Source organism: Cupriavidus metallidurans CH34 (assembly GCF_000196015.1).
GTDB lineage: Bacteria > Pseudomonadota > Gammaproteobacteria > Burkholderiales > Burkholderiaceae > Cupriavidus > Cupriavidus metallidurans.
Map to the genome: position 1 here is coordinate 867237 of NC_007973.1, position 18543 is coordinate 885779.

An 18543-nucleotide genomic window follows, 5' to 3' on the forward strand; every position below is an offset into this window, starting at 1 on the left:
AGGAAGGAGAGCAAGAAATGGATCTCGGACTGCGCGGTAAGCATGCGCTGGTGTGTGGCGCCAGCAAGGGGCTCGGGTTTGCGTGTGCCGATGCGCTCGCGGCGGAAGGCGTGGATGTGGTGATCGTGGCGCCGAGGCGCTGGAGAAGGCTGCAGCCGATCTGCGCGCCCGTCACGGCCGCCGCGTGCTGGCGGTGGCTACCGACATTACCACGGCGGAAGGCCGCAAGCTTGCCCTCGACGCAGCCACGAAGCTGGGCGATCTCGACATCCTGGTCAACAATGCCGGCGGCCCGCCTCCGGGCAACTTCCGCGATTGGGGCCGCGACGAATGGCTCAAGGCGCTCGACGCCAACATGCTGACCCCGATCGAGCTGATCAAGGCCACGGTCGATGGCATGATCGCGCGCCGCTGGGGCCGCATCATCAACATCACGAGTGGCGCGGTGAAGGCGCCGATCGACGTGCTGGGCCTGTCCAACGGCGCCCGCTCGGGGCTGACCGGTTTCGTCGCCGGCCTGGCGCGCGAAGTGGCGCAGCATGGCGTGACCGTCAACAACCTGCTGCCCGGACCGTTCAACACCGATCGTCTCTACAAGACGATGGAAGGCGGCGCGCAGAAGGCCGGCATCAGCGTCGATGAAATGGCGCAGCGCCGCGCGGCGTCCAACCCGACGCGCCGCTTTGGCGACCCGGCTGAGTTCGGCGCTACCTGCGCGTTCCTGTGCAGCCGCCAGGCCGCATACATGACCGGCCAGAATGTGCTGCTCGACGGCGGTGCGTATCCGGGGACGTTCTGACATGCGCAGCAAGCCACGCATCGCGCTGATCGCGCACGATCGCAAGAAGGATGACATCGTCGCGTTCGCGGGTCGCCATCGGGACTTCCTGGCTCAATGCGACCTGTTGGCCACCGGCACCACCGGCGGCCGGATCGCTGCCGAAACGGGGCTGCCTGTCGCGCGGATGCTGTCCGGCCCGTGGGGCGGTGACCTGCAGATCGGCGCGCAACTCGCGGAAGGCCGCGTCACCGCGGTGGTCTTCCTGCGCGATCCGATGACGCCGCAGCCGCACGAACCGGATATCAACGCGCTGGTGCGCGCGTGTGACGTGCACAACGTGCCATGCGCGACGAACCTTGCCACGGCGGAACTGGTGGTCGTGGAACTAGCGCGGATCTGCTTTGAGGAAGATCAGGCAGCCGCCGACGACGCGGCACCCTGAGGAAGTACGGTAGAAGTACGGCAGTCAGCGCGACCGCACGGTGGTCGCGCTGGCGCGCATTTCAGCCTGGCGCAGGATATGCGGCGGCAGGCGCTTCAGAATCAGATGGATGGCGAGTGGAATCAGCACGACGTCGTCCACGATGCCGAGTCCGGCGATGAAGTCGGGAATCAGGTCGATCGGCGAGATCGCGTAGAGCAGCAGCCCGGCTGCGGCGGGTTTCAGCCACGGCGGCGAGTCCGGGTGGCGCAGGGCAAACCAGAATAGCCGGCCGTCACGTCGTACCAGCGTCCACAGGGCTGAGAATCGTTTCCACATGGTGGGCCTCCTCGATCACATGTCACGCATGTGCGTGAACCGGTAGGTTGGGCTGCCCGGAGCCGATTCAAGTTCCTTCGGTTTTCTCCCCACTCCCGCAAGACGGGAGTGGGGAGCCAGTCACCGGGTCAGTCAGCCCGGAACGTTCCCTTCCACACCGTCCACGTAGAACTTGATGTTGTGGAGGAAGTTGTCGTCGGCCACCTGATCCTTGGTCAGCTGTTCCTTGCCGGCGTTGTCCTTGAGCGGACCCTTCCAGATCGGCGCGGTGCCGTCGATCACACCCTTCTTGCGCTCTTCCACCAGTGCCTTGACGTCATCCGGCACCACGGTGTTGAAGCCCTTCAGGTCGATCATGCCTTCCTTCAGGCCCCACCACGTGGTGTTGGGCTTCCACTGGTTGTTGAGCACGTCCTCGACCACCTTGTTGTAGTAGACGCCCCACGAGATCACGGACGCGGCCAGGTGAGCCTTCTCGCCGAACTTGCTCATGTCGCTGTCCCAGCCGAATGCGTACACACCCTTTTCCTGGGCGGTCTGCACCACGGCGGCCGAGTCGGTGTTCTGCATCAGCATGTCCACGCCCTGGCCGATCAGCGTCGTGGCGGCTTCACGTTCCTTGCCCGGATCGAACCACTTGTTGACCCAGACCACCTTGACCGTGGCCTTCGGGTTCACGCTGCGCGCGCCCAGCGTGAACGAGTCGATGTTGCGGATCACTTCAGGGATCGGCACCGACGCCACCACGCCCATCTTGCCGGTCTTGCTCATCTTGCCAGCCACCACGCCAGCCAGGTACGCGCCCTCATAGGTGCGCACGTCGTACTGCGCCAGGTTCTCGGCGGTCTTGAAGCCGGTGGCGTGCTCGAACTTGACGTCCGGGAACTCCTTGGCCACCTTCAGCATGGATTCCATGTAGCCGAACGTGGTGCCGAAGATCAGCTTGTTGCCCTGGCTGGCCAGGTCCCGGAACACACGCTCGGCGTCAGCGGCGGACTCGGGCACGTTCTCGACGAAGGTGGTCTTTACCTTGTCGCCGAACTTGGCTTCGACGGCCTTGCGGCCCGCGTCGTGGGCATAGGTCCAGCCGGCGTCGCCGACCGGTCCGATGTAGACGAACGCCACCTTCAGCGGCTCGGCAGCCGCAGCGGCCGGCGCAGATGCCGGGGCGGCGGTTTCGGCCGGCTTCTCGGCTTCCTTCTTGCCGCAGCCGGCCAGCGCCAGTACTGCGGTGGCGGCCAGGGCCGCGAGGGTGGTCCTGCGTGTGACGATCATCGATCTCTCCTAGTAGAACGTCTTGTGATGCGTTTGTGATTCGAGTTGTGGTTCGACTTCGTTTGACTGCTGAAAACGGGTCACGCGTTGCCGGGGCGGAACGGCTTGCCGAGCGAGGCCGGCATGTTCAGGCGGATCCAGGCCGGATTACGCGAAATCAATGCCAGCACGACGATCGTCGCCGCGTACGGCAGCATCGACAGGAACTGCGACGGCACCGATACGCCGATACCCTGCAGGTAGAACTGCAGGATCGTCACGCCGCCGAACAGCCATGCGCCGATCAGCACGCGGCCCGGACGCCAGGTTGCGAACGTGGTCAGTGCAAGTGCGATCCAGCCACGGCCGGCCACGAGGTTTTCCACCCACATCGGCGTGTAGACCAGCGACAGGTACGCGCCGGCAAGGCCGCAGCACGCACCGCCGAACAGCAGCGCGCAGAAGCGGATCCAGCGCACCGGATAGCCGAGCGCGTGCGCCGATTCGGGCGATTCGCCGATCGCGCGCAGTGTCAGGCCAGCGCGTGTGCGGAACAGGAACCACATGATGGCGAAACACAGGGCCAGGCTGAAATAGACCATCCAGTGGTGCTGGAAGAACGCCGGGCCGACGAATGGCAGATCGGACAGATATGGGACCGACTTGGCCTGCGCGGGCATGGCGTAACCGACAAAGCGCTGGGCGATGAATGCCGACAGGCCCGTGCCGAAGATCGACAACGCCAGGCCGGTGGCCACCTGATTGGTGGCCAGTACCAGCGCGAGCCACGAGAACAGCGTGGCCATCAGCATGCCGGCCACGGCGCCCGCGACAAAGCCGAGCATCGGCGACTGGGTCTGGTAGCCGACCATGAAGCCGAATGCGGCGGCCACCAGCATCATGCCTTCGGCACCAAGGTTGAGCACGCCGGCGCGTTCGTTGATGAGCAGACCGAGCGCGGCCAGCAGCAGCGGAGTGCCGGCGTTGATCGCTGTGGCGATCAGGGGAGCGAGTTGTTCCATGTTCTTGTGGGCTCCGGATCAGGCGGCGCGGGCGCGCCAGCGCAGGCGGTTATCGATCAGCGTGTCGCAGGCCAGCAGGAAAAACAGCAACATGCCCTGGAACACCCAGCCGATTGCCGACGGCAAGCCCAGTCGGGACTGCGCCATCTCACCACCGATATAGAACAGCGACATCACGATGCCGCCAAACACGGCGCCCACCGGATGCAGCCGACCCACGAACGCGACGATGATCGCGGTAAAGCCGTAGCCCGGCGAGATCGAGGGCAGCAATTGACCGATCGGGCCGGTGACCTCGAATGCGCCAGCGAGCCCGGCTGTGCCGCCTGAGACCATCAGCGCGCTCCACAGCGCATTGCGCGACGAGAACCCCGCGTAGCGCGCGGCCAGCGGCGCGGTGCCGCCCACCTGCAGGCGGTATCCGGCGAAGCTGCGGAACACGAACACGGTCATGATGACCACGAGCACCAGCATCACCGCGAAGCCCACGTGCAGGCGCGAGCCGGGCAGCAGGTTCGGCAGCAGGAATGCCGAGGAGAACACCTTCGACTGCGGGAAGTTCATGCCATTCGGGTCCTTGAGCGGCCCGTTGACGACCCACAGCAGCAATTGCTGCGCGATATACGTCAGCATCAGCGAGACCAGGATCTCGTTGGCATTGAAGCGATCCTTCAGCAGCGCGGTGACGGATGCCCACACCATGCCGCCGACGACACCCGCCAGCGAAGCCAGCACCAGCACGACGAAGCCGCTGGTGGTGTTGCCCGGCGTGTCGAACCAGAGCACGGTGGCCCCGGCGAAGATGCCGCCGAGAATGAGCTGGCCGTCCGCGCCGATATTCCACACATTGGCGCGATAGCAGACGGAGAGGCCAAGCGCGCAGAGCACGAGCGGCACGGTCTTGAGCAGGACTTCGCCGATCGCCCGCTTGTCCTTGAGCGGATCGACCAGAAAGACTTTGAGCGCGGCCATCGGATCCTTGCCGATCAACAGAAACAGCATGGCGCCGAACAACAGCGTCAGCACGATCGCGAACAGCGGCGACGCATAGGCCATGCGGCGCGAGGGGACACCGCGCGGCGCGAGCACGACGGGGGAGAGGAGCTTAGCCATGGGCGGTCACCTCCGCGGCAACGCCGTCATGCTCGCTGGCTGGCCCACCTTCCCATAGCCCGCTCATCCATAGGCCCACTTGCTCGCGCGTGGCCGATTCCACCGGAATCGACGGCGACAGGTGGCCCTTGGCGACGACGTGTAGCCGGTCGCAGATCGCGAACAGTTCGTCGAGTTCTTCGGAGACGACGAGGATTGCGCAGCCGGTGGCCTTGAGCGCCAGGATCTCGTTGTGGATCTGGGCGGCGGCGCCGACGTCGACGCCCCAGGTTGGCTGGGCAACGATCAGCACCTTCGGGCCGGTCTCGATCTCGCGGCCGACAATGAACTTCTGCAGGTTCCCGCCCGAAAGGCTGCGCGCCAGCGCGGCGGGGCCGCTTGCCTTGACGCGGAAGCGGTTGATGATGCCGGCCGCCAGGCCATCGGCGGCCTTCGGCGACACCATGCCATGGCGGACGAACGGCGGCGTCTGGTGAGAGAGCAGCGTGTTCGCCGACAGGCTCATGCCCGGCACCGCGCCACGGCCCAGGCGCTCCTCGGGAACGAAGGCCAGGCCGGCGCGGCGACGGCCACGCGCGTCAAGCTTGCCGACCGCCTTGCCGTCGAGATGCACAGCTGTACCTGCCGTGCGTGCGTCTTCGCCGGACAGCGCGGCCAGCAGCTCCTGCTGGCCATTGCCGGAAACGCCGGCGATGCCGACGATCTCGCCCGCATGGACATCCAGCGAGATACGTTGCAGCTCCGTGGCGAACTGGTGCGTGGGCGGCAGCGACAGATCGCGCACGGCAAGCCGGACCGGGCCGCGTTCGGCAGTCACGCGGGCTTCGCGCGGCGGCTCGCCGCCAATCATCATGCGCGACAGCGACGCGGCGCTTTGCTCGCGCGGATCGCACACACCCGTGACCTTGCCCATTCGCATCACCGTCGCGTGATGGCACAGCGCGCGGATCTCGTCGAGCTTGTGGCTGATATAGAGAATGCTTGTGCCCTCGGCGGCCAACTGGCGCAGCGTGACGAAGAGCGTTTCCACGGCCTGCGGAGTCAGGACCGAAGTGGGCTCGTCGAGAATCAGCAACTGGGGATTGGCCAGCAGCGCGCGCACGATCTCTACGCGCTGGCGTTCGCCCACGGAGAGCGTGTGCACGTGCCGGTGCGGCTCCAGCGGCAGGCCGTAGCGTTCGGCCGTGGCGCGAATTCGCTCGGCGAGCTGCTTCATGCTGCCGATGTCCTTGGGGGGCAGCCCAAGCGCGATGTTCTCGGTCACGGTCAGCGTATCGAACAGCGAGAAATGCTGGAAGACCATCGCGATGCCCAGGTTGCGGGCGTCGTGCGGGCTGTTGATCGACACCGGCGCCCCATTGAAGTGCACCTCGCCGGCGTCGGGACGAACCGCGCCGAAGATGATCTTCATGAGGGTGGATTTGCCGGCGCCGTTTTCGCCAAGGACGGCATGGATTTCGCCGGGCGCGACGCTAAGGCTGACGTCGTCATTGGCGGTCACGCCGGGATAGCGCTTGGTGATATGCGCAAGCGCCAGCCTGGAGGGAGTTTGTAATGTCACTGAGGCGGCTCGAATTGTTGTGGCAGCAACGTTGAGATCAGGCACGTGACAGCGGCTGTGCGTGGCGCAGCATCGCTGCGCGGCAGGTCGTCATCATCATGGTTGCGTGATGCCCGGAATTTGCGGTGAATTATATAAGTGCGTGGGGGTTCGGCGGGTCACTTTGCCCCCTTTCCCATGCCCCACAACGGTTCCAGGAAGGTTGCAAGTCGCGTGCCGACCACAGTGGCAAAGAAAAACCGCCGCTGGGCCGGGGAAACCCCGACCCAGCGGCGGCTGGGTGCACGTCGGGCGCGTCGGGCGACGCGCTCAGACGGTCAGGTCAACTGGCCTGATTCGCCGGAATCGTGGCGAAACGGCCATCGCGGAAGTCTGCCAGGGTCTGGTAGATCTGATCCTGCGTATTCATCACGAACGGGCCGTACTGCGCGATCGGCTCGTTCAGCGGCTGACCTGCGATCAGCAGGAAGCGCGCGTCCTCATCGGCCTTGATCACGACCCCGTCGGCGCGGGTGGCGTTGTCGAGCACCCCCATGCGCTGGGCCTCAACCACGGCGCCATCGGCGTCGCCCACGGTGACCGCGCCGCGATAGACGTAGAGGAACGCGTTATGGCCGGCCGTCAGCGTCTGCGCGAACGTCTGGCCCGCGGGCAGGTGCACGTCCAGGTACAGCGGCTGGGTAACCGGCCGCGTCACCGCACCTGCCACCCCATGCGAGGCGCCCGCCAGGACGCGCACGGTGCCGCCCGATGGCAGCGCCACGGTCGGGATGGCCGACGCCGGCATGTCGCGATACCACGGCGTCGTCATCTTGTCCGCGGCCGGCAGGTTCAGCCAGAGCTGGAAGCCTTCCATGCGGCCGTCCTCCTGCTCGGGCAGTTCCGAGTGCACCACGCCGGCGCCCGCCACCATCCATTGCGCGCCGCCGTTTTCCAGCAGGCCTTCATGGCCGGCGCTGTCGCGGTGACGCATACGGCCGGCCAGCATGTAGGTGATGGTCTCGAAGCCGCGGTGCGGGTGATCGGGGAAGCCGCCGATGTAGTCGTCCTTGTTGTCGGTGCCAAAGGCATCGAGCATCAGGAACGGATCGAGCCTGCGCTGCAGGTTCTGCGTCAGCACGCGGGTCAGCTTGACGCCGGCGCCGTCGGATGTGGCGATGCCGCGAACCACGCGGTCCACGCTGCGCGAGCGCTGCACGGTTTCCGTGGCGGTTGCCGGAACGGTCTGGATGCGGGTGGTGTCCATGAATTTCTCTCCATTGAGACGGCGCTCTGGCCGTCGGATCTACCCACTCAATGTAAGGCTTTGGCGCCAAAGCGGTAGTGGGGCAGGAGGCAACAGATTGTTCTGTGCATGGGACGAAAATGGGTGTGTCCTGCGCATTTTTGCAACGCCGCAGCGGCCGAAAAATGCCGGTGAAATCGGGTCGTTGAGGCGTCAGAATTCGCGAAGATGACGAAATCGCAGAAGATGTGTATAATAGCGCTCTCTTTGTCATCCGTTGACGTGAATTTCGATGGGCTCGGACCTTTCCTGAACCCCGCGAAGCGTTATCCGCCAACGGCCGATTGACCTGGCGGCGCTCCACCGAAGCGCGTTTGACACGACATCAGTCGCCGCCACTGGCCAGCCCTCCGGGTTGCGCCGCAATCTGCGGGTTCTGGCTTCTTGCTCGAACCCCATCAACAGGGTGATTCGCCACTGCCATCGGTGGTGTGACACCCGAAAGTCCGTCCGCCGGCAATCGTGCCGGTCATGGCGGCAAGGCAATCTGAAACGGGCCCCGGCGGGCACCCCCAATCAACTCCGCCGGCCCCTTTGTTTTCCGCATTTCGGAAGTGGCGGCGAAATCTCTTTCGCTTTTCGTTCCGGAAGAGGAGAGAGGGAATATGTCAAAGCAAACCATCCGGGCCTTTGCCTGGAGTGGCGTCGTTGCCGTCGCACTGGCGGGACTCGTCGCCTGGATTGGCGTCGATGTGATCAGCCAGTACCAGGAACGCCTGTTCTACGATGTGGCGGATCACCTGCGCCTCGTGGCCATTTCGATGGCGCTCGCGCTGGCCACCGGCATCCCCGCCGGAATCGGACTGAGCCGCCCCTGCATGCACCGCTGGGCCGACCGGCTGATGCAGATCTTCAACGTCGGCAACACCGTGCCTTCGCTGGCGGTGCTGGCGCTGGCGCTGGCGGTGCTCGGCATTGGCGAACGGCCCGCCATCCTGGCGCTGTGGCTGGCATCGCTGCTGCCGATCGTGCGCAATACCTACGAGGGCCTGCGCAATGTGTCGCCTGCCTTGCTCGAAGCCGCGCGCGGCATCGGCATGACGCCGTGCCAGCAACTGATCCGCGTGGAACTGCCCAATGCGCTGCCCGTGATCCTGGCCGGCGTGCGTATCAGCCTGGTGATCAATGTTGGCACCGTGCCGCTGTCATTCCTGATCGGTGCCAACAGCCTTGGCGAACTGATCTTCCCGGGCATCTACCTGAACAACCAGTCGCTCCTGCTGCTGGGTGCCGGCGCCACCGCGCTGCTGGCCCTCACGCTGGACGCGCTGTTCGCCACCGCTGGCCATGTCTACCTGCGCCGCCGCGGGCTGGCACGCTGAGGAATCATCCATGAGATCCAACAAGAACCGACACCGTGCGCCGTTCTCCGAGAGCCGGCTCTACTGGCTGGTCGTCGCGCTGGGCGCGGCGTTCGCCGCGATCCTGCTGACCACCGCCCCGGCACGCGCGCAAAGCGCCAGCGATCCGGTGCGCATCGGTGGCAAGAATTTCACCGAACAGCTGATCCTGTCGTCGATGACATCGCAGTACCTGCGTGCCCACGGTGTCGACACCACGTTGACCGCGGGGCTGGGCAGCACGCTGATGCGCCAGGCCATGGAGTCCGGTCAGCTCGATGTCGTGTGGGACTACACGGGCACGGCGTTGATCGTCTTCAACAAGGTCGAGGAAAAGCTGGACGGCCCGCAGAGCTACGCGCGTGTGAAGGCGCTCGACGCGGCCAAGGGGCTGGTCTGGCTCGATCCGTCGGCCATCAACAATACGTACGCGCTGGCGATGCCGAAGGAGCGCGCCGGCACCGCCACCACGCTATCCGCGTATGCCGAGAAAATGCGTGCCGATGGCGAGGACAAGCGGCACCCGCTGGCGGTGGATATGGAATTCGCCGCGCGCCCTGACGGACTCGAGCCACTGAAGGCCGCCTACGGCTTGCCATTCACGCGCAAGGACGTCATCCAGCTCGATCCGGGCCTGGTCTATACGGCGCTGAAGAATAACCAGGTGGACCTGGGCCTGGTCTATACGACCGACGGCCGAGTGAAGGGCTTCGATCTGGTCCTGCTCGAGGACGATCTGAATTTCTTCCCGCCGTACAACGCGGTGCCCGTGGTGCGCAAGGCCGCGCTCGACGCGCATCCCGAACTTGCCGACCTGCTCAACGCGCTCGCCGCCAAGCTCGACAACGCGGCGATGACCGATATGAACTATCAGGTCGACATCGACCAGCAGCCGGTGGACAAGGTGGCGGGAGACTTCCTGCGCAGCCATGGCCTGATCTGAGGAGCCCATCATGGATCTGCTGACCTACCTTCACCATAGCTGGCCGACGCTGCTACGGCTGACTGGCGAGCACCTCGCGCTGGTCGGCTCCGCAGTCGGGTTGGCCATCGTCATCGGTGTGCCACTCGGCATCCTGATCACGCGACACCGCTTTCTGGCCGGGCCGATGCTGGCGTTGGCGACCGTGGTGCTGACGCTGCCGTCGATCGCGCTGTTCGGCCTGATGATCCCGATCTTCGCGCGCTTCGGCCACGCGTTGGGCTACCTGCCGGCCGTGACCGCCGTGTTCCTGTACTCGCTGCTGCCGATCATGCGCAACACGTACACCGCGCTGGCCAATATCGATCCCGGCATCCAGGAAGCCGGCCGCGGCATCGGCATGACCACATGGCAGCGTATGCGGCTGGTGGATCTTCCGCTCGCCGTGCCCGTGATCCTGGGCGGCGTGCGTACCGCCGTCGTGATGAACATCGGTGTGGCCACGATCGCGGCGGTTATCGGCGCCGGTGGCCTGGGCGTGCTGATCCTGCAAGCGATCAGCCAGAGCAACATGAGCAAGCTGGCCGTGGGCGCGGTTCTCGTCAGCCTGCTCGCCATTGTGGCGGACGCGTGCCTGCAGGCACTGCAGCGCGCGCTGACGCCGAAAGGAATCCGTCAATGATAGAACTCGACAAACTTGCCAAGACCTTCCACCAAAAGGATGGCACTGAAGTGCGTGCCGTCGATGCCGTCAGCCTGGCGGTGCCGCGTGGCGAAATCTGCGTGTTCCTGGGGCCGTCTGGTTGCGGCAAGACCACCACGCTGAAGATGATCAACCGCCTGATCGAACCGACCTCCGGTACCGTTCGCATCGATGGCGAGGACACGGCCGGACTCGACGGCGTGACCCTGCGGCGCAAGATTGGCTATGTGATCCAGCAGATCGGCCTGTTTCCGAACATGACGATCGAAGAGAACATCATGGTCGTGCCGCGCCTGTTGGGATGGAATAGGAAGCAGTGCCGTGAACGGGCGCGCGAACTGATCCGGATGGTGCAGTTGGACCCGGACAAGATGCTCAAGCGCTATCCGCGCGAACTCTCCGGCGGCCAGCAGCAGCGCATCGGCGTGATCCGGGCACTGGCGGCCGACGCGCCGGTGCTGTTGATGGACGAGCCGTTCGGCGCGGTCGATCCGATCAACCGCGAAAGCATCCAGAACGAGTTCTTCCAGATGCAACGCCAGCTCGGCAAGACCGTGATCATGGTGTCGCACGATATCGATGAAGCGATCAAGCTCGGCGACAAGGTTGCCGTGTTCCGTGGCGGCAAGCTCGTGCAGTTCGATCATCCCGATGCGTTGCTGGCTCACCCCGCCAACGATTTCGTGCAGGCCTTCGTCGGCCACGACAACACGCTCAAGCGCCTGCTGCTGGTGCGTGCCGGCGACGCCGCCACGATGCCGCCGATCAGCCGGCCCGACATGCCGCTGGCCGAAGCATTCGGTGTGATGGACGATGCCGACGTGCGCCACCTTCCCGTTGTCGACGACGCGCAGCACCCGCTTGGCTATGTCACGCGCCGCGATGTGCGGGGCGCGATGGCGTCTGGCGGGCACTGTGCCGATGTCATGCGCCCGTTTACCGTCACGGCGACGTGCGACGAACACCTGCGCATCGTGCTGTCGCGCATGTATCAGCACAACACGAGCTGGCTGCCCGTGCTCGATGCCGATGGGGGATACCTGGGGGACGTGACGCAGGAATCGATCGCGGACTATCTCAGCTCGGGCCGGTCGCGCGGTATGGCGGGCGGCCTTTCCTCGGCGTTATCTCAGCGCACAGCACCCGCGGAATCGGCAGCGCACGCCGCGTAGGGAGCCTCCTGACCGCGGCCGTGTGGCACGGTCAGGATTCGCATCACCTTCAAGCTGCCGCATGCTTCAGATAGATGCCCCAGGCAACCCACGACGCGTAGACGACGAGATACCCTTTGAAGACCCTGGTCATCACCTTGCGCTGAAGTTCGTTGTCTTCCAGGAACCTGATGATGGCTTTCTGCATGTTGATGCTCCTTGGCTGATGATTTGCGATGTTTTCAAAGGCCGCTGGGCCGAACCAGTTCGGCATAGATCCCGAAGTAGGCTCCTGCACTGACGATCGTCAGGCAGACTGAAATCCTCAAGACCCAGTTGGGTCGATCGCGTGGACGCGTGACTGCGGCGCTGGCTTCCATCGCGTCCAGCAGTACCAGCACGGCTGCGAAGACGATCAGGAACACATGCATCGCAATGCCAATCCACATGGTCTGGCGGTTCCAGTGGGACTCATCCAGCGCGGAAGCCAGCAGGTAGCAGGCGCTGGCGCTCATCGGGATTGCAGCCCAGAGTAGCTGTCCGCCTTCGATCGCACGCCGTACGATGCCGTGACTTTCTTCCCGGAAGAAGTGGGGCAGCTTGGCTAGCGGTAGCAGTGCTAACGGCGCGAGCAATGGAATCGCGACGTTGAACACAAACCAGCCGAACAGCTCGATAGTCCTTGCCATGGTGCCCTTGAAATGAGTGGAGGAAACCGTCAGCAAAGGTGCAGACGGCGAGGCCGATGCTAGGCCTCGATCCGGCTCATGCCAATAGGGAAGTTGTGAACGATTGTGGCGTCCAGCGCAAACTCTTGAGGCCAATCAATCGCATCAAAATGTGCTATTTCGACCCTCCGCCGGCAAGTGCCGACAGCACGCCCATTGGCAACGGGAAGACGATGGTCGAACTCTTGTCGCCAGCGATCTGGGTGAGCGTTTGCAGGTAGCGGAGTTGCATCGCCTCCGGTTGACGCGCCAGCATCTGCGCGGCTTCTAGCAGCTTTTCCGATGCCTGCAATTCGCCTTCGGCATGAATGATCTTGGCGCGCCGCTCGCGTTCGGCCTCGGCCTGCCGTGCGATCGCGCGGACCATCGTCTCGTTGAGGTCGACATGCTTGATCTCGACGTTCGATACCTTGATGCCCCATGCGTCCGTCTGGGCGTCGAGCACCTTCTGGATGTCGAGGTTCAGCTTCTCCCTTTCCGCCAGCATTTCATCGAGCTCGTGCTTGCCCAGCACCGAGCGGAGCGTGGTCTGCGCGAGCTGGCTCGTGGCCTCCAGGAAGTTGGCCACCTGGATGATCGCGCGTTCCGGGTCGACCACCCGGAAGTAGATCACCGCGTTGACCTTGACGGATACGTTGTCGTGCGAGATCACGTCCTGAGGGGGCACGTCCAGTACCACGGTGCGCAGGTCCACGCGCACCATCTGCTGGATGGCGGGGATGATCAGCACCAGTCCAGGTCCCTTGACGCGCCAGAAGCGCCCAAGCATGAAGACCACACCGCGCTCGTACTCGCGCAGCACGCGAAATGCGGAGATCACCAGCAGAACCAGCAGGAAGATCAAGCCGCCGAAGCTGAATCCGAAAGCCATATCAGACTCCTTCCGTTCTTGTTTCAGTGGGAATGCTCATGACGGGTCGCCCGCGGTTGTCACGTCGAGCACCAGCCCACGCCGCGCCGTCACGCGCACGCGTTGACCACGTACCAGCGGGGCAGCGCTGTGGATACGCCATTGTTCGCCATGGACCGTTGCCCATCCGTCTGCCGGGGCATCGTCGATTACCACGCCGATGCTGCCAACCAGCGCGTCCGCACCGCTGACAACCGGCCGCCGGCGCGCGCGCAACAGCACCATCGACATGCCGAACAGGAAGACCGCCGACACCGTGGACAGGGTGGCAATCAGCGATAGCGGCACGCCGAAGCCGGGCACGTCGGTGTCGATCAGCATCACGGCGCCGAATGCAAAGGCGATGATGCCGCCAACGCCCAGCGCGCCGAACGTCGGCAGGAACAGCTCCGCGGTCATGCAGCCGACGCCAAGCGCTATCAGCGCCAACCCAGCGTAGTTGACGGGCAGCATCTGCAGCGCGAACAGGCCCAACAGCAGGCAGATCGCGCCGGCAATGCCCGGCACGACCATGCCCGGCGTGGAGAACTCGAAGATCAGACCGTAGATGCCGATCATCATCAGGATCAGCGCGACGCTCGGGTCCGTGATGACGGCGAGCAGGCGGCTGCGCCAGTCGGGTTCCAGCGTGACCACGGGCGCGCCCGCCGTGTGCAGGGTGCGCATGGCGCCCGCGGCCTCGATGCGTTTGCCGTCCACTTGCCTGAGCAGTACCGGAAGGTCGGCGGCGATCAAGTCCGCCACATGCTGCGCCACGGCTTCGTCGGCGGAGAGGCTCACCGCTTCTCTTACCGCGCGCTCGCCCCAGTCGGCATTGCGGTGTCGCAACTGCGCCAGCCCTCGGATGTAGGCGGACGCATCATGCATCTGCTTGCGTGTCATCGTGTCCTCGGCCGCCGGAGCGCTGGAAGGTGCCGATGCGGGTGCCGGACCTGCTTCCGGTTTCGGGCCGCCAATGCCGATCGCGACGGGGCTGGCCGCGCCCAGGTTGGTGCCGGGCGCCATTGCGGCGATATGGCTGGCGTAGAGGATGTAGGTGCCCGCGCTGGCGGCCCGCGCACCGCCGGGATAGACGTATGTTGCAACCGGCACGGGCGACGCGATGATGGCCTGGATGATGTCGCGCATCGATTTGTCCAGGCCGCCTGGCGTATCCATCTCGATCACGATGAGCTGCGCCCCATGCTTGCTGGCCTGCTCGATGCCGTGCACGGCAAAGCTGGCGCTGGCCGGACTGATGGCGCCCCGGATGGGGATGACGTAGACCGGTGGCACGGCAGGCGCGGTGGATGCGGATGACGCGGACTGCGCGTGCGCGCCTGAAATCGCCAGCAAGGTGAGCCCGAGGGCGCGCCCCAGTGCGAGCCAGCGCACCCGGGCCAGCCAGTCTCGGATCGGTGCGAGTGTCATGGCGGGGAGCGGCCCGCAGTGAATGCCGTGGCCGCGCCACTTCCAGTGTAGGCGACCGGCCACATTCCGCCATCGCGCATTGGTGCCGGCGCGTTCCGGCGCGGGCTTGCCGGCTGCCGGCAGGTATGACGATTCAGGCGTAGCATTGGCGACATTGTCAAATCCGCCGAATGCGGCGCCAGCCCGGATTCCGTCACATGCCTTCCGCAAATGCCGATATTTCCTCCGGATTGCTGACCCGGCAAACCGCTGGCCCGTGGGCCGTGGCGCTGGCCGGGCTTGTCTCGCTGGCGCTGGCCATGGGTATCGGGCGCTTCGCCTTCACGCCGCTGCTGCCGATGATGCTGCACGACGGCACCGTGTCCCTGGCCGAGGGCAGCGCGCTGGCGACGCTGAACTACATCGGCTACCTGCTGGGTGCATTGTTATGCCTGTTCATCCGGCCCGACCCGGTGCGCATGGTGCGCGGCGCGCTGGTGCTGACCGTGGTGCTGACGCTGGCCATGGCGCTCCCGGGCGGCATGGTGGCGTGGCTCGCCTGGCGCACGCTGGCCGGTATCGCCAGCGCGGTGGTGATGGTCTACGCGACCGCGTGGTGCATGCAGCGACTCGCCGAACTCGACCATCCGACCCTTGGCGGCCTGATGTTCTGCGGGCCGGGGGTCGGCATCGTGATCACGGGGGTGTCGGCGTTCGGCATGGTGGCGGGGCACTGGCTGGCCAATTGGGGATGGATGACGTTCGCGGTGCTTGGCGCCGTCATGCTGGCGCTGGTGTGGCGTGTGTTCGGTTCGCCGCCTCCTGCGTTACACACGCCGTGCGGTGGCAGCGCGCCAACTCTCGCGCCGGCACCCACGCCAAAACTCGACCTTGAAACCTGGGCGCTGACGCTGGCTTACGGCCTGGCCGGATTCGGCTACATCATCACCGCGACATTCCTGCCCGTGATTGCACGCCAGGCCATGCCGGGCAGTGTCTGGGCAGACCTGTTCTGGCCGATCCTGGGAGCAGGGGTGATGGTGGGCGCGTATCTGGTCACGCGCGTGGGCATGCACCACGACAACCGCCGCATGATGATGATGCTGTACACAATGCAGGCCATCGGCGTGGGCGTGGCGGCGGTCTGGCCGACCGTGGCCGGATTCGCGCTCAGCAGCCTCCTGGTGGGCCTGCCGTTCACGGCGCTGGTGTCGTTTGCGATGCGTGAAGCGCGGCGCCTGTGGGGCCAGCGTGCCTCGAAGCTGATCGGCCTGATGACGGCGGCATACGCGCTCGGCCAGATCGCGGGGCCGCCGCTGGCCACCGCGCTGGTGGCCCGCACGGGCGGATTTTCGGCGTCGCTGGCGGTGGCGGCCGGAGCGTTGCTGCTGGGCGCGCTGATCTACGTCTGGATGTGGCGCGCGCTGCCGGTGGGCGGCAAACCGGCCCATGCCGGCGTCTGAGGACTGCGCTACAGTATCGGCTCCGCCGCTCACTCGACCGGACGCACCCGCGCAGGCGTTGCAGGGCGGCGCGGAGCCTTTGCCCCATGTCTTTCGCCTTGCAGCCCGGCCGTGCCGCGGGCCCGGCTTTCCCGATCAGCGACGAAGAAGCGCGCGTGCGCGTGGACCTTGCCGCCGCCTACCGGCTAGCCGCGCTGGAGCGCTGGGATGACCTGATCTACACCCATATTTCGGCCACCGTGCCTGGTGAACCCGATCACTTCCTGATCAATCCGTTTGGCTTTGCCTTCGAGGAGATTCGCGCGTCCGATCTCGTCAAGATCAACAGCCGGGGCGAAGTGGTCGGCGAAACCGTCCATCCCGTCAACGTGACAGGCTTTGCGCTGCACGGCGCAGTCCATGCGGCCCGCCCCGATGCACACTGTGTGATGCACCTCCATAACACCGCTGGTATCGCGGTGTCGGCCCAGGCCGAGGGATTGCTGCCGCTCTCGCAGCATGCGATGCGTTTCCACGGGCGGATTGCCTATCACGATTACGAAGGGCTGGCGTTCTCGCCGGCCGAGGGCGGGCGGCTTACCGGGTCGCTGGGCGGGCACCCGGCCATGCTGCTGCGCAACCACGGCACGCTGACCGTGGGCCGCACGGTAGCGGAAGCCTACGTGTTGATGGCCACGCTGATCAAGGCGTGCGAGATCCAGCTCGGCGCGCAGCTCGGCAGCGCTACCGTCCAGCCGTCAGCGGCCATTGCGGACAAGACCTCTCTGCAGCTTTATGACGGTGGCGCCGTCGAGGGCGCGATGGAATGGCCCGCACTGCTGCGCAAACTCGATAAAATCGATCCCTCTTACAAGAACTGACATTCCAAAGGAGTCACGAATGCCCACTTTCCACGTAGAAATGTTTGAAGGCCGCACCGTCGAGCAGAAGCGCAAGTTTGTCGAGGAAGTTACCCGTGTCACGTGCGAGACGCTTGGCTGCTCCTCGGGCGCGGTCGACATCATCATCACCGACGTCAAGCGCGAGAACTGGGCTACCGGTGGCGAACTCTGGGCCGACAAGAAGTAACTTCTAGCAAGGCTGAACGATGACCTCCGCAGTCTCCACCATGCAGCAGTTCGCCTCGGACAATTACGCGGGTTTCTGCCCGGAATCGCTTAAGTATTTTCTCGAGGCCAACGCCAGCGGCCATGAGAAGGCCTACGGCGACGACAGCTGGACGCAAAAGGTCTGCGATCGCATCCGCGATCTGTTCCAGACCGATTGCGAGGTCTTCTTCGTCTTCAACGGCACGGCGGCCAATTCGCTTGCGCTGTCGTCGCTGTGCCAGTCTTACCACTCGGTGATCTGTCATGAACTCGCCCATATCGAAACGGACGAGTGCGGCGGCCCCGAGTTCTTCTCGAATGGGTCGAAGCTGCTCACCGCGCCCGGCGAGAACGGCAAGCTGACGCCCGATGCGGTGGAGGCGCTGGTCACTCGCCGCGCCGATATCCACTATCCGAAGCCGCGTGTCGTCTCGCTGACGCAGGCCACTGAGGTGGGCACCGTCTACACGGTGGAGGAAGTGCGTGCCATTGCGGCCATCGCCAAGCGGCGCCAGTTGCGCGTGCATATGGATGGCGCGCGATTCGCCAATGCGGTGGCATCGCTCGGTGTGCACCCGTCAGAAATCACCTGGCGTGCGGGCGTCGATGTGCTCTGCTTTGGCGGCACCAAGAATGGCTTGCCCGTGGGGGAGGCCGTGGTTTTCTTCGACCGCAAGCTGGCGGAGGACTTTGCCTACCGCGTGAAGCAGGCGGGGCAACTGGCGTCGAAGATGCGTTTTATTTCGGCGCCATGGCTCGGCATGCTCGAAAACGACGTGTGGCTGAATAACGCGCGCCACGCCAACGCCATGGCGACGCTGCTTCACCAGCGCATCGCCGATATTCCTGGCGTGCGCATCATGTTCCCGACCGAGGCAAACGCCGTCTTTGCCGAGCTGCCGTTGCCGGCCATCGAGGCGCTGCGCGCCCGGGGCTGGCTGTTCTACACCTTCATCGGCGCAGGCGGGTGCCGGCTGATGTGCGCGTGGGACCTGCAGCCAGACACCGTGGAAGCGTTTGCCGCCGATATCCGCACGGCCTGCTCGGGTTGAAGGGCAGTTACGCATCCAGCA

19 protein-coding genes and 1 pseudogene are annotated in these 18543 nt (G+C 65.1%); 10 read left to right on the forward strand and 10 right to left on the reverse strand.

What is annotated here, in order from left to right; translation table 11 throughout:
- Nucleotides 1–17: 17 nt before the first annotated feature.
- Nucleotides 18–799: pseudogene (locus RMET_RS03965) on the forward strand (SDR family oxidoreductase).
- A 1-nt stretch (nt 800) separates the two neighbouring features.
- The gene (locus RMET_RS03970) at nt 801–1223 is read left to right on the forward strand and encodes a methylglyoxal synthase (RefSeq protein WP_011515630.1); all 423 of its coding nucleotides are present in this window, start codon (nt 801–803) and stop codon (nt 1221–1223) included.
- Between the two features lie 24 nt (nt 1224–1247).
- On the opposite strand, the gene RMET_RS03975 is transcribed toward RMET_RS03970, so the two are convergent.
- The 6 genes from RMET_RS03975 to RMET_RS04000 all read right to left on the reverse strand — a co-directional run bounded on the left by RMET_RS03975 (nt 1248) and on the right by RMET_RS04000 (nt 7737).
- Entirely contained in the window at nt 1248–1541 is a 294-nt protein-coding gene (locus RMET_RS03975) for a YkvA family protein (protein WP_008645191.1), read from the reverse strand.
- A 132-nt stretch (nt 1542–1673) separates the two neighbouring features.
- A complete protein-coding gene (locus RMET_RS03980; protein WP_011515631.1) occupies nt 1674–2816 on the reverse strand; it encodes a BMP family ABC transporter substrate-binding protein in 1143 nt (380 codons plus the stop codon).
- An 80-nt stretch (nt 2817–2896) separates the two neighbouring features.
- Nucleotides 2897–3817: an ABC transporter permease gene (locus RMET_RS03985; protein WP_011515632.1), complete on the reverse strand. Its 921-nt coding sequence runs from the start codon at nt 3815–3817 to the stop codon at nt 2897–2899.
- Nucleotides 3818–3835: 18 nt separating this feature from the next.
- Nucleotides 3836–4930: an ABC transporter permease gene (locus tag RMET_RS03990; protein ID WP_008645196.1), complete on the reverse strand. Its 1095-nt coding sequence runs from the start codon at nt 4928–4930 to the stop codon at nt 3836–3838.
- Complete coding sequence (locus RMET_RS03995; RefSeq protein ID WP_029308301.1) at nt 4923–6491, reverse strand: ABC transporter ATP-binding protein; 1569 nt, start codon at nt 6489–6491, stop codon at nt 4923–4925. Before RMET_RS03995 ends, RMET_RS03990 begins: the two co-directional genes overlap by 8 nt.
- Before the next feature lie 322 nt (nt 6492–6813).
- Nucleotides 6814–7737: a pirin family protein gene (locus RMET_RS04000; RefSeq protein WP_011515634.1), complete on the reverse strand. Its 924-nt coding sequence runs from the start codon at nt 7735–7737 to the stop codon at nt 6814–6816.
- A 644-nt stretch (nt 7738–8381) separates the two neighbouring features.
- On the opposite strand from RMET_RS04000, the gene RMET_RS04005 reads away from it, so the two are divergent.
- From RMET_RS04005 to RMET_RS04020, 4 genes are read left to right on the forward strand one after another with little or no spacing between them, the layout of a single operon-like run.
- On the forward strand, nt 8382–9098 hold the full coding sequence (locus tag RMET_RS04005; protein ID WP_011515635.1) for an ABC transporter permease: 717 nt from the start codon (nt 8382–8384) through the stop codon (nt 9096–9098).
- Between the two features lie 10 nt (nt 9099–9108).
- Nucleotides 9109–10059, forward strand: coding sequence for a glycine betaine ABC transporter substrate-binding protein (locus RMET_RS04010; protein ID WP_011515636.1), 951 nt, complete (start codon nt 9109–9111; stop codon nt 10057–10059).
- 10 nt (nt 10060–10069) lie between these two features.
- Nucleotides 10070–10720: an ABC transporter permease gene (locus RMET_RS04015; protein ID WP_008645203.1), complete on the forward strand. Its 651-nt coding sequence runs from the start codon at nt 10070–10072 to the stop codon at nt 10718–10720.
- Nucleotides 10717–11913: an osmoprotectant ABC transporter ATP-binding protein OsmV gene (locus RMET_RS04020; RefSeq protein ID WP_011515637.1), complete on the forward strand. Its 1197-nt coding sequence runs from the start codon at nt 10717–10719 to the stop codon at nt 11911–11913. Before RMET_RS04015 ends, RMET_RS04020 begins: the two co-directional genes overlap by 4 nt.
- Before the next feature lie 49 nt (nt 11914–11962).
- Here the strand turns inward: RMET_RS04020 and RMET_RS33490 are convergent, their stop codons facing one another.
- The 4 genes from RMET_RS33490 to RMET_RS04035 form a co-directional block, all read right to left on the reverse strand.
- Nucleotides 11963–12100 (reverse strand): hypothetical protein, encoded by a 138-nt coding sequence (locus RMET_RS33490; protein ID WP_017511209.1) that lies wholly within the window; start codon nt 12098–12100, stop codon nt 11963–11965.
- A 34-nt stretch (nt 12101–12134) separates the two neighbouring features.
- Nucleotides 12135–12581, reverse strand: coding sequence for a hypothetical protein (locus RMET_RS04025; protein WP_011515638.1), 447 nt, complete (start codon nt 12579–12581; stop codon nt 12135–12137).
- 154 nt (nt 12582–12735) lie between these two features.
- Nucleotides 12736–13491, reverse strand: a complete 756-nt coding sequence (locus tag RMET_RS04030) for a slipin family protein (protein WP_011515639.1) — start codon at nt 13489–13491, stop codon at nt 12736–12738.
- A gap of 36 nt (nt 13492–13527) precedes the next feature.
- Nucleotides 13528–14940: an NfeD family protein gene (locus tag RMET_RS04035; protein ID WP_029309987.1), complete on the reverse strand. Its 1413-nt coding sequence runs from the start codon at nt 14938–14940 to the stop codon at nt 13528–13530.
- A gap of 197 nt (nt 14941–15137) precedes the next feature.
- Here RMET_RS04035 and RMET_RS04040 point away from each other — a divergent pair, with 197 nt between their 5' ends.
- The 4 genes from RMET_RS04040 to RMET_RS04055 all read left to right on the forward strand — a co-directional run bounded on the left by RMET_RS04040 (nt 15138) and on the right by RMET_RS04055 (nt 18522).
- Nucleotides 15138–16382, forward strand: a complete 1245-nt coding sequence (locus RMET_RS04040; protein WP_035821692.1) for a YbfB/YjiJ family MFS transporter — start codon at nt 15138–15140, stop codon at nt 16380–16382.
- An 86-nt stretch (nt 16383–16468) separates the two neighbouring features.
- Nucleotides 16469–17242, forward strand: a complete 774-nt coding sequence (locus RMET_RS04045; RefSeq protein ID WP_011515642.1) for a class II aldolase/adducin family protein — start codon at nt 16469–16471, stop codon at nt 17240–17242.
- Between the two features lie 19 nt (nt 17243–17261).
- Nucleotides 17262–17450 carry a 4-oxalocrotonate tautomerase gene (locus RMET_RS34085; RefSeq protein ID WP_008645213.1) on the forward strand — a complete coding sequence of 63 codons (189 nt, stop codon included), beginning with the start codon at nt 17262–17264 and terminating at the stop codon, nt 17448–17450.
- 40 nt (nt 17451–17490) lie between these two features.
- Entirely contained in the window at nt 17491–18522 is a 1032-nt protein-coding gene (locus tag RMET_RS04055; RefSeq protein WP_017515145.1) for a threonine aldolase family protein, read from the forward strand.
- Nucleotides 18523–18543: the final 21 nt, after the last annotated feature.